Raw genomic sequence first — 12,427 nt, forward strand, 5'->3', positions numbered from 1 at the left:
TGATTCGCAAGTACAAGATGTTGATTATGAAGAAGTAAAATAAATAAAAGAATATGTTTTACTTAGGAATAAAGTTTACTCAAGATGTTGTTTATGATTAAACAAGTTTCAATATCAATATCATCACCCGAAGAAATTTTGAATGAATCTTCAGGTGAAGTAGTAAAAGCTGAAACAATAAACTATAGAACTTATAGGCCTGAACCAGATGGTTTATTTTGTGAAAGAATCTTTGGTCCTACTAAAAACTATGAATGTTATTGTGGAAAATATAAAAATAAACGTTATAATGGAGTAGTTTGCAATACTTGTGGTGTAAAAATAACAAACCAAAATGCTCGTAGGAAAAGATTCGGCCATATAACTCTTGCATCACCAATAATTCATATTTGGTTTTTTAGATGTTTTCCTAACAAATTAGCTACTTTACTAAAACTGCAAGCAGAAGACGTAGAAAAAATAATTTATTCAGAAAAATATATACTACTTGATAAAGGTGATTTTGAAAAACAATTATTCTTTATAAAAAACTTTGAGCTGATTAGCTTACGACTTTATAAAAAAATAAAAAAATTAATAAAAAGAAAAAAGCCAATAAATAAACCAATTCTAAAAACAGGAGCTAAAGCATTTGAACAAATTTTGAAAAAACTAAATCTACAAATTTTAGAAAAAGATTTAAGGGAAGAAAAAAAAATATTAAAATCAAACTTTAAAAAAGACTATCTAAATTATAGATTAAAAACCATAAGCGAAATAATCGATGGTAAAGAAACGTATAAGAATATAGTTTTAAATATTCTACCAGTTATTCCTCCAGAAATACGACCGTTAGTTCAGCTTGAGAATGGAAAATATGCTACTTCAGACTTAAATGAATTCTACAGAAAAATAATTATAAGAAATAATAGGTTAAAAAAATTTCAAAATATTAGAGTTCCACAAATAATAATACGTAACGAAAGACGTTTATTACAAGAGTCAGTAGATTCCTTGTTTGATAACTCAAAAAAAATAATACCGATAAAAAGTGAAAATAATAGAGTGATTAAATCATTATCAGATGGTTTAAAAGGAAAACTAGGAAGATTCAGGTTTAATTTATTGGGAAAACGAGTTGATTATTCAGCAAGATCAGTAATTATATCTGGCCCAAAATTAAAATTATATGAGTGTGGGTTACCTAGAAAGATGTTAATAGAATTATTTAGACCATATATACTAAACAAAATATTAGAAAATGGAAAAACCATAAATTTAAAAGAAGCAAAAAAGATAATTAGCAAAAAAAAAAAGTTAATATGGAAGTTATTAAATCATTTAATATACAAATATCCGATCTTACTAAATAGAGCACCAACTTTACACAAATTAGGTATTCAATGTTTTTATCCTAAAATAACTGAAGAAAAAGCTATAGAATTACATCCATTGGTATGTGCTGGCTTTAATGCTGACTTTGATGGAGATCAAATGGCTGTCCATATACCATTATCAAAGGAAGCTATTTTAGAGGCAAAATGCCTTATGTTACCTACACAAAATATATTAAATCCGGCAAATGGAAATCCAATATTAGTCCCATCACAAGATATGCTGTTAGGTTTGTATTACTTAAGTAAGGAAATGAAGACCAAAGAACACAAACTAAGAAAATTTTCAAATACGAAAGAAGTACAAATAGCTTATAACAATAATATAATAGATATAAATACTAAGATATTGGTAATGATGAAGAAAAAATTAGTTTCAACTACAGCAGGTAAAGTATTATTCAACCTCCTACTCCCTAAAGGAGTAGGTTATTATAATAGAATTTTAACGAAAACATCATTATCAAAAATAATAAAACAAATATTTTTCAAAACAAATAGTTACAAAACGATAAAATTTCTTGATAATATTAAAGAAATAGGTTTTGAAACTTCATTCAATGCTGGTTTTTCATTAAACTTAGAAGACCTAACAATTCCAGATATAAAAAAAAAAATACTAGAAAAAGCATTAAAAAAAAAGAAACAAATAAATATTAAAAATAAAAACGAAGACAATGAAATAAAATACCATACAAAAATAAAATTTTGGAGTAAAATAAATAATAAATTAACCAAGAAAATAATAACTTATTTAAAAAAAAGTCAAAAAGGTTTAAATCCGATTTACATGATGCTTAATTCAGGTGCTAGAAGTTCAATAGAACAAATAAGACAAATTTCAGGTATGAGAGGATTAATGGCAAAACCTCAAAAAAATATAGAATCAAAAAATATAATTGAAAATCCAATCTATTCAAATTTTCTAGAAGGTTTATCTAATTATGAATATTTTATATCTACTCACGGGGCAAGAAAGGGATTAGCAGATACTGCATTAAAAACTGCTGATGCTGGCTATTTAACTAGGCGATTAGTTGATGTAGCTCAAGATGTTGTAATAACAAAAACAGATTGTAAAACATTAGTAGGTATATATGTTACACAATTAATAATAAAAAATCAAATAATAGAGAGTATAGATGAAAGAGTATTAGGCAGAATATCGTTACAAAACATTTATGATAAAAATAGAAAAAGAATTATTCTTAAAAAATATGAATTAATAGATGAAAAAAGAGCTAAATTAATTAAAGAAAGTAATATAAAACAAATTAAAGTTCGTTCACCTATAACTTGTAAAGCGAAAAAAGGAATATGTATCAAATGCTATGGTATAAATTTATCAACGGGGCGACTAGCTCAAAAAGGTGATGCTGTAGGGATATTAGCAGCGCAATCTATTGGAGAACCAGGTACACAATTAACTCTACGTACTTTTCATATAGGAGGAACTGCAGGAAATGTAGCAGAAAGCAATAAATTATTTTCTAATTATAATGGAAAACTAAAATACCAAAACCTCAAAGCAATAAAAAAAAAAAACTACAGTATAGTGATTTCTAAAAAAGCTAATATTAAAATTTATATTTTAAATTCGAAAATAATATTAAATATAAACATTCCTTATGGTAGTAAAATATTTATAAAAAATAACCAAACTCTGAAAAAAGGTGATTTAATTTATAAATGGTATCACCATTATTATCCGATAATATCAGAAATAAAATCTAAAGTGATCTTGAAAAATTTCTATGAATACAGAAATTTCATAAAAAAAAGAAAAACAGGTAATAGTTCATTTCAAGAAGTAAAAATAGTTAAAAATAATCTACACGATTACTGCATACCATATATTTGTTTAATAATTAAAGAAAAACAAAAAATAAAATTAAAAAAATATCCTTTACCAACAGGTTCACAAGTATTAGTAAAAAACTTAGAAGAAACGAAAGCAGGGCAACTAATAGCCAAAATACCAAGAAGATTTTTAAACTCGACAGATATAACAGGAGGCTTACCAAGGGTCTCAGAATTATTAGAAACAAGAAAACCCTTCAATTCAGCGATTATATCAGAAGTAAAAGGGAGAGTAAAGTATGGCAGAAGAAAAAGAAAAAAACAAGAAATTTTTATTAAAACTAAAAAAGGCAGAAAAAAAAGATATAATATAAATATAGAAAAAAAAATATTAGTTAATGACAACGAGAATATTAAAGCTGGAAATAAATTATCAGAAGGAGAAATAGCAATAAATGAAATATTAACAATAAAAGGAATATATGCATTACAAAAATATTTAATTAATGAAATACAAGAAGTCTATAGATTAGAAGGAGTTAAGATAGATGATAAACATTTTGAAATAATAATACGACAAATGCTGAAAAAAATTAAAATCATAAATTCAGGAGATACAAAATTATTAGAAGGAAATATAGTAGATAAAGAAATTTTCTATTCAGAAAATAAAAAAATAAGAACGTTTAAAATAATAACATTTAATGCAAATCCTAAAGTAGGCTTATTAGTAGGAGATAAAATAACCAAAAAAAAACTAAAAAGAATAAAAAATAAAGAAGAAATTAAAACAAGAGAACCAAGACCAGCAATTGGACTCACAATATTACTAGGTATTACTAAATCAGCTTTACAAAATCAATCATTTTTATCAGCTGCATCATTCCAAGAAACTACAAAAATATTAAGTGAATCAGCACTAAGAAGACAAAAAGATAATTTAAAAGGTCTAAAAGAAAATGTAATTTTGGGAAATAAAATTCCAGCAGGAACAGGTTTCAAACAGGCTTAAATAAAGTCCTTTTGCAGGATTCAAGAAATATGCTTTTAGGATAACGAACTCTAACTAAATAAAGTCCTTTTGCAGGAACTGAAGGACAAGAAAGTATTTTTTTCTGTTTGTTTATAAAAGAGCAAAATTCCAACATGTTAATTTTTCCAATTCCTAAATACAAAAATGTCCCAATTATTCGTCTTACCATGTTTCGTAAGAATCTATTTGCTATAAGATCAATATATAAAACTCTATTACGAATGCTCCAAGTAAAATAATATAATTTACATAAATTCAAAGAATTGGGTGAAATTTTTTTACCAAAAGGACTGAAATCATCAAGATTTTTTAAAATAAAACCAGCTTTGTTCATTATACCATAATTTATTTTTCGAAATGGAAATTTTAAATAATTATAACTAAAAGGTCCTCTACAAAGATTTATCCTGTATTGGTAATGCCTACTGATAACATCATATCTTGCACTAGCATTAGTTTTAACTTGAAGAATATTTCGAATTACTATATAATTAGGCAATAGTATATTAATTTTATTTACAAATTTTTTTGTTTTTAATACCTTAACAGAATCAAAATGTGCAAACATTTGTATTGCGTTGACGCCAGTATCTGTACGACTTGCACCTAGAATAGAAATGTTCTTTCTTAAGATCAAAGCTATGCACTTTGCGAGAGTATCTTGGATAGAAATTTGCTTTTTATGTTTGGATTTCTGTATTTGCCATCCACTAAAATACTTACCATTATATGAAAGTTCTAAGAAATATCTCATAAGAAAAACAATGCATAAGAGAATTATTCGAAAGTATTATAAATTTATTTTTAAAAAACAAGATGTTGCTGCAAGATTAGATAATTACTTAATAGATAAATTACCAAAAAGGTATACAAGAAACATAATACAGAAAATAATAATACTAGGAAATGTATATATAAATAAAAAACAAATTAAAAATAAAAAACATTTATTAAAATCAAAAGATAGAATCGAAATTTTTACACTTTATCTAAATAAAAAAGAAGCGATATTAAAATGCGAAAGATTAAATCTTAGTATTCTTTACGAAGATGAATATTTATTAATAATTAATAAACAATTTAATTTAGTAGTTCATCCTGGAACTAGAAATCAAGAAGGAACATTGCTAAATGGTATAAAATATTTGTTAGAAAACAAAGCTGAAACAAGAATACAATTAAAAAAGCCTTATATAGCTAATAGGATAGATAAAGAAACTAGTGGTTTAATAATGGTAGCGACCGATGAAAAAATAGTACAAAATTTATCAAAACAATTTTCATTAAATTGGATCAAAAAAAAATATATAGCAGTAGTTAATGGAATAATAAAAGAAGAGCAAATAAACAAAATATCAAAAATAGTAATATCAAGAAAGAAAGGGAAATCAAGAAAGAAAGTATGTTTTTCAACTTTTAAAGTAATAGAAAGATTAAGAGATCTTACAGTATTAAAATGTATAATTTCTTCTGGAAGAACCCATCAAATAAGAGTTCATTTAAAAGAATTAGGATATACTATATTCAACGAGAAAAAATATAGTATAGATAAAATATACTACGAGAAAATAGCATCATACAAAAAAAAAATAATTTCTAGGATAATACAAGATTCTAAATTTCTTGCACTACATGCTAAATCACTAGAACTAATTCATCCAATATTTCTAAAGTACCTTCAATTTACTTCAATAATTCCATTTGAGATATACATGTTAATAAAAATTATGTTTTAAATTCATTAAAAAATATAGCTAATGCTAGAAAGAATTATGAATTTTAGCTAATTTAGATGAAAATTAATTTTCAAAAGACAGAAACTACTTAGTAAAGAATCTTATATTAATTATCTTACTTATTAGTAAAGAATCTTATGGTAAACGTAGCTCAATTGGTTAGAGCATTAGATTGTGGTTCTAAAGTGTGTCGGTTCAATTCCGATCGTTTACCCAGACTGGTAATACTATATCATTCATTAGAAGAGAAGAAAGATAGTATTAATGATTTAAAAACGAAGAGATTTGATCAGAATGAATAAATATATCACGAAAGCAATATCTATCATTCTTATAGTAACAAAGAATTAATCTAGTAATTTTATTCTTATGATTCTTCATATTAAGATTTAGATTTCTTTATGAAGAGTAACCCTATTTAAAAATGGATTGAATTTACGTAACTTCAATTTACGAGAAGTATTAATTCTGTTTTTAGTAGTAAAATATCTAGATATACCATGGCTTACAATTTTGCTTTTTTGTTGTTCTAGACATTCTAATATAATTTGAATTCTCTTTAATTTAGCTTTGTTTCTCATAGTGTGAGATGTTCTTATAAAGAATCTTGAAAGAAAGACCATTTTTATAAAGTATTTTTAACCCTTTCTTAGAAAGAAAAATATTAATCCATTTATTTTTATTAATAAGAAAAATACGTTTTCGCAAAATATTAGTTTTAAAAATTCTACTGCTTTTTTTATTAGAATGTGAAATTTTTTTACCAAATACATTTTTTTTACCAGTTATTTGACAAAATTTAGACATATTATAACAGAATTTTATTATCCAGAAAGTAGTTAATTAAAACTTTAGGAATTTGAATATATTCGCTAAATTGATAATTTTCGATTAATGCAGCAAACAATCGAGGAATAGCTAAAGAGCTTCCATTTAAAGTATGACAAAAATATTTTTTTCCATCATTATTAATGAATTTAATACCCATTCGATGAGATTGAAAATTTGTACAATTAGAAACAGAGCTAACTTCCAACCATTTATTTTGTCCAGGAGAAAACACTTCAAAATCATAAGTCAAAGCAGAAGTAACCCCTAAATACTTAGAAGAAATATTAATAATACGAAAAGGAATATTGAAAGAAGATAAAAGATTTTTAACATGTCTAACCATGTGATTAAAAGATTTATAAGAGTCAGTATCAGAAGTAATTTCTATAATTTCAACTTTATCAAACTGATGTAATCTATTTAACCCTTTCACTTTTAGTCCATATGATCCAGCTTCTCTTCTAAAACAAGAAGTAAAAGAGGTAGCTTTACAAGGTAAATCATTAATATTAAAAAGAGAACGTCTAAAAACATTGATTAAAGGGATTTCAGCAGTAGGAATTAAATATAATTTATCTTTTTCTAAAAAATACATTTGCTTTTTTTTATCAGGGAATTGGCCAGTACCAAAAATAGAATTTTTATTTACTAAAAAAGGTAAAACATATTCCATATATCCAGCATTAATATTTTTATCTAAACAATATTGAATTAATGATCTTTGTAACTTAGCCCCTTTATCAATATAAATGTTAAATCCACTACCAGAAATATGAGAAGCGAAATTAAAAAGATGAAACTTTTTTCCTAATTCCCAATGTGTTAGTAATTTATTTTTATAAGCTAATTTAAAATTTTGATAAAGTAAAATATCCTTGGTTAAAGGAACTTTCTTATAAAGTAGATTAGGAATTTGTATTAAAAGATTAAAAATTTTTTTAGATAAAACGCTTAAGATAGCATCTAAAATTTTCATTTTTTTTTTATATCGAGTAGCTTTTTTTAGAAGCAAGCTATTATTAATCGTATAACGAATAGAGAAAGAGATTTTTTTAAGTTTAGCAATGAAATATTTTTTAAGAACTATTTTATTAAATTTTTCTTTTTCTAATTTCAAAAGATAATCGATAATATTTAACTTACTAAAGTTGCGTTTTATTAACCCCAAAATAACTTTCTTTTTATATTTTTTGATGAAAGAAGTAGTAAACATAACTTAAATTATAACTTAAATTTTAAACTTATTCTGTAGTTTTCTAATATTGTAGATATATCCGCTTCAATAAATTCTCTAAAGTAGGAGTTAGTAAATATATAGCATCTAAGACTCTCAAGAAAAGTAACACCAGCACAAAGAGCTAATAAGTATGAGCAATTAAAATATTAACATTTAAATTTATTCTTAATAAATGAATCAAATGAGTCCTAGTTATGGTAAAGATAACAGTTGCTATGCCATGAATTGTATATAAAGAATATTAGAAGTCATAGCTAAAGGGTAGATTACATACAATTACAGAGACTAAAAAACACATAAATAAAAGAATTTTATTGCTTTAATAAATTTGTATTATAAACATCTTTCGTAAAAGATGGTACCTCTCGGAATTGAACCGAGGCAAACACGGATTTTCAGTCCGTTGCTCTACCAAACTGAGCTAAGATACCTACTTAGTAACAAAATTAAGAATTTTGTTTTGAACAAGAAACAACTTGTTAATGGGTTGAGCCATTAACAAAGAGTGAAAAATACGAGTAATAAGTTTACTAGTATTAACTGAAATATCCGTCTTAATTTTGAATTTGAATTTACCATTTAAAGTAATAGGATAAAGAAGATATTTTTTTAAGAATAAATTTTCATTCATTTTAGGAAAAGTAGCAAAAAATATAGATTTATTATTACCTAATTTTTCCCAAATTTCTTCTGAGATATGCGGAGCATAAAAACTAATTAATATAGTAAAAGGTTCTAAAATGTCCCGTTTATTACATTTCATTTCTTTTAGCTTATTCAATAAAATCATAAATTCACTTATAGGAATATTAAAATGATGTGACTCTAAACTTTTCTTAATTTTAGTAATTGAAACATTCAAAAGACTTTGTTCTTTATAAGAAGATTTACTTTCATCAATTCGAAATTTATTTTTATAATGAAATAGATTCCAAAAATTTTTTAAAAACATGTGAACACCTTTAATAGATATTAAATTCCAAATTTTTGCTTTGTCTAGTGGACCAAGAAACATTTCATATAAACGCAGAGTATCAGCTCCATATTCTTTGCAAATGTAATCAGGATTTATAACATTAAATTTAGATTTAGACATTTTTTCAACTAAACGATAGCAAAAAAATTTATTATTTTCAGAAATAAATTTAGCAGTCCTGAATTCAGGCATCCAATTTCTGAGTTTTTTAATATTAACTTCGTTCTTGTTTTTAAGTAAATTTACATCAATATAAATTTTTTGAAATTTCTTTATATTGTCTTTAACTAAGAAATAAGAGAATAATTTGTTCTTTTTTTTAAATATTATAGCAGATTTTGCTAAAATCATACCTTGATTTAAAATCTTTCTAAAAGGTTCTTTAGAACTGACAAAACCACGATCATATAAGAATTTGTATATAAATCTAGAGTATATTAAGTGTCCGGTAGCATGCTCAATACCTCCAATATATAGATCAACATTTCTCCAATAATTTTCTATTTTTTTATCGACTAAGAATTCAAAATTATTAGGATCCATATATCTTAAAAAATAGAAATTTGAAGCAGCCCAACTAGGCATAGTACAAATTTCGAGTTTGAAAATATTTTTATCATCTATTAAAGAAGTATATACAATTTGCTTTTTCTTTTTATTCCATGCAAAAGCAAAATCTTTTCTTTTGTTTTTAACATTAGGTAAGGATAAAGGCAGGTATTTCTCATAAATTGGAATAGGAATTTTATTTTTAAAATAAATTGGTATAGGTTCTCCCCAAGAACGCTGTCTAGAAAAAATAGCATTATTAATTTTGTATTTTCTACAAAGAAATCCTATTTTTTTTGTAATCAGAAATTTAATAATTAATAAATTTGCAATTTTAATATCCAGACCAGTTAAAAACTTAGAATTTATACAAATTTTGTGAAATTTATTTTTGTTTATAATTCTTGTAATATTTAAGTTAATTTTTTTAGCCAAGAAATAACTTTCAAAGTTTACATAAGGTATACAATGTATAATTTTTTTATTAAACTTATCTTTGACAAAATTGCTTATAAATATAGGAATCTTATTTGTATTTAAATTGTTCACGGCATATAATCCAGAAAAAATGACTATTCTATTTTTGAATATTCTCTTTTTATAATTTCTACCAAACTGAGTATATTTTTTAATTAAAGAACTACCAAAAGGGAAACAAAAGAAAGAAATACCAAACAATAAATATGGTTTAGTAGTGAAAATTTCAAATTTTGCTCTTTTATTGATTATGTTATTCTCTTTATATAAAAAGAAAACTATATTTATACCCTTAGTTTCACAAATCCAATTTTTTTGAATAGATTTTAGTTTCTTAGTACCCTTTATGAGTTTTAAGTCTTTTAAGAGTCTTACTAAGTAAGCCTTGATTCTAAGACTCCATTGAAACATTTTTTTTTTACAAACGGGATAACAACCAATTTTACTAAGCTTGTTTTCAATTTCTTCATTTGCAAGCACAGAACCTAACTTTGGACACCAATTGACTGAACTTTTAGAAATAAAAGCTAAACGATAGTTTTGTAAAATTCTTTCTTGATCTGAACAATTCAATTTTTTCCATTGAAATGAATTAAATTTTTTACTAAATCTGGAATAAGCAAGAACGTTCAAGTTACCATTCTTATTAAAGATTTTAATTAATTTCTTAATATCTTTAGCCTTTTCCTTTTTTTTATCATACCATGAATTAAAAAGTTTAAGAAAAATCCATTGTGTCCATTTAAAATATTCTTTTTTATGAGTAGAAATAGTTCTGTTCCAATCATAAGAAAGCCCTAATTTTAATAATTGTTTACTATATTTTTTGATGTTTAATTTAGTAATTTGTTTAGGAGATTGCCCAGTCTTAATAGCAAATTGTTCTGTAGGTAATCCAAAAGAATCAAATCCAATAGGATGTAAAACATTATAACCAAGACTTTTTTTGAAACGTGAAAAGACATCAGAAGCTGTATAACCCAATATGTGACCAACATGTAAACCATATCCTGAAGGATATGGAAACATATCTAAAACATAAAATTTTTTTTTATCTAAAATGTTTTTAGTAAGATAGATTTTATTTTTTTTCCAAATTTCTTGCCATTTAGTTTCTATTTTTTTAAAGTTATACTTCATTATACTTAATATTGAAAATATAAAATGTAAAAATTTTTCTTTCCTTTTTTTATGAGAATAAAATGATTATAAATCAAATCTTTTTTAGTGATGACATAATCACTAAAGAAAGTATTCATGTTTAAAAGGAGTGAATTAAATTTAATTTTTCTTAAAACTTCCGTTTTTGATTTACAAATAAAGTTATCAAGAATTAAAAGGTCCAAAATCTTAAAATTAAAGGTTGTGGAATTTAATAGAATTTTTTTACAAGGAAGATATTTTTGAAATAGTAAGAAATCTTTTTTTCTTAAAAAAGTGTTCATATTTTTTCTCTTCTGATTAAATAAAATTTGGTTTATATTATAAATATCTGTAAAAGTTTTTTTACTATGTACTAAAATAGTAGTAGCTTTAGCTATTTTTCTTTGTAAGATCCTTAAAAATGGAGCTCTATCGTGTAAAGTAATTATTTTATAAATAGATCTTTTATTATAAAAAGTAAAAATTTTTATTAATTTTTTAGCTTGTACATCTGAAATATTCATCCAAAATTGATAAAACTTATAAGGTGAAGTTAATTTGGGGTCAAGCCAAATATTATCTCCATTTTCAGTTTTACCAAATTTGGTTCCATCGGATTTAGTAAGGAGGTTATGAGTCAAACCATGTACTTTAGTTTTTTGTTTTTTTTTAATTAACTCAATTCCACAAGTAATATTCCCCCATTGATCTGAGCCTCCTATTTGTAAAACACATTTTTGATTTTTGTATAAATAATAAAAATCATAAGCTTGTAAAAGTTGATAGGTAAATTCAGTAAAAGAGAGACTTAGTCGTCTTTTTTTAACTGAATCTTTATTTAACATATAATTAATATCAAAGCATTTTCCAATATTTCTAGAAAATTCAAGAAACTTTAGTTTTTTATTCCAATTATTATTCAGAATTGGTATTTTAAATTGTTTTGAGAATTTAAATAATTGTTTTCTAATTTTTCTAGAATATAAAAAAATGTCATGCTTTTTCATTAAACTACGTTCTCCTTTTTTACCAGATGGATCCCCAATTAAACTAGTACTAGTACCAAGCAAAAAAAAAACATTATGTCCATAATTTTTAAAATGAATAGAAAGAATAATAGAAATTAAATTACCAATATGCAAAGAAGAAGAAGTGGGATCAAACCCAGAATAAAGGCTAACCTTTCTTTTAAAAATATCTGAAATCCCATTAGTAGTATTAATAATTAAACCTCTCCATTTAATTTCTGGAATAATTTTGCGCATAAGAACA

At 24.4% G+C, this 12,427-nt stretch carries 8 protein-coding genes and 2 tRNA genes; 3 read left to right on the forward strand and 7 right to left on the reverse strand.

From position 1 onward, the window contains the following. The first annotated feature begins 93 nt into the window (after nucleotides 1–93). Complete coding sequence (rpoC, locus tag ONB78_RS00005; RefSeq protein ID WP_274095982.1) at nucleotides 94–4,185, forward strand: DNA-directed RNA polymerase subunit beta'; 4,092 nt, start codon at nucleotides 94–96, stop codon at nucleotides 4,183–4,185. Here rpoC and ONB78_RS00010 read toward each other — a convergent pair. Next, nucleotides 4,172–4,960 (reverse strand): tRNA pseudouridine synthase A, encoded by a 789-nt coding sequence (locus tag ONB78_RS00010; RefSeq protein ID WP_274095984.1) that lies wholly within the window; start codon nucleotides 4,958–4,960, stop codon nucleotides 4,172–4,174. The two genes, rpoC and ONB78_RS00010, sit on opposite strands and share 14 nt — an antisense overlap. Nucleotides 4,961–4,970: 10 nt before the next feature. Here ONB78_RS00010 and ONB78_RS00015 point away from each other — a divergent pair, with 10 nt between their 5' ends. Further along, the gene (locus ONB78_RS00015) at nucleotides 4,971–5,942 is read left to right on the forward strand and encodes an RluA family pseudouridine synthase (RefSeq protein WP_274095986.1); all 972 of its coding nucleotides are present in this window, start codon (nucleotides 4,971–4,973) and stop codon (nucleotides 5,940–5,942) included. A 140-nt stretch (nucleotides 5,943–6,082) separates the two neighbouring features. Next, nucleotides 6,083–6,156 (forward strand) — tRNA-His (locus ONB78_RS00020). Nucleotides 6,157–6,331: 175 nt separating this feature from the next. On the opposite strand, the gene rpmG is transcribed toward ONB78_RS00020, so the two are convergent. From rpmG to tyrS, 6 genes are all read right to left on the reverse strand, one after another. Continuing rightward, the gene (rpmG, locus tag ONB78_RS00025; protein WP_274095988.1) at nucleotides 6,332–6,523 is read right to left on the reverse strand and encodes a 50S ribosomal protein L33; all 192 of its coding nucleotides are present in this window, start codon (nucleotides 6,521–6,523) and stop codon (nucleotides 6,332–6,334) included. After that, entirely contained in the window at nucleotides 6,507–6,749 is a 243-nt protein-coding gene (rpmB, locus tag ONB78_RS00030) for a 50S ribosomal protein L28 (protein ID WP_274095990.1), read from the reverse strand. Before rpmB ends, rpmG begins: the two co-directional genes overlap by 17 nt. Before the next feature lies 1 nt (nucleotide 6,750). Next, a complete protein-coding gene (gene serS, locus ONB78_RS00035) occupies nucleotides 6,751–7,986 on the reverse strand; it encodes a serine--tRNA ligase (RefSeq protein ID WP_274095992.1) in 1,236 nt (411 codons plus the stop codon). A gap of 380 nt (nucleotides 7,987–8,366) precedes the next feature. Further along, nucleotides 8,367–8,441, reverse strand: a tRNA-Phe gene (locus tag ONB78_RS00040). Continuing rightward, the gene (locus ONB78_RS00045; protein ID WP_274095994.1) at nucleotides 8,441–11,152 is read right to left on the reverse strand and encodes a class I tRNA ligase family protein; all 2,712 of its coding nucleotides are present in this window, start codon (nucleotides 11,150–11,152) and stop codon (nucleotides 8,441–8,443) included. Before ONB78_RS00045 ends, ONB78_RS00040 begins: the two co-directional genes overlap by 1 nt. A gap of 5 nt (nucleotides 11,153–11,157) precedes the next feature. Next, nucleotides 11,158–12,420: a tyrosine--tRNA ligase gene (tyrS, locus tag ONB78_RS00050; protein WP_274095995.1), complete on the reverse strand. Its 1,263-nt coding sequence runs from the start codon at nucleotides 12,418–12,420 to the stop codon at nucleotides 11,158–11,160. Nucleotides 12,421–12,427 lie beyond the last annotated feature (7 nt).

Origin of the sequence: Candidatus Karelsulcia muelleri, assembly GCF_028673255.1 — a bacterium.
Taxonomy (GTDB): Bacteria; Bacteroidota; Bacteroidia; order Flavobacteriales; family Blattabacteriaceae; genus Karelsulcia; species Karelsulcia muelleri_D.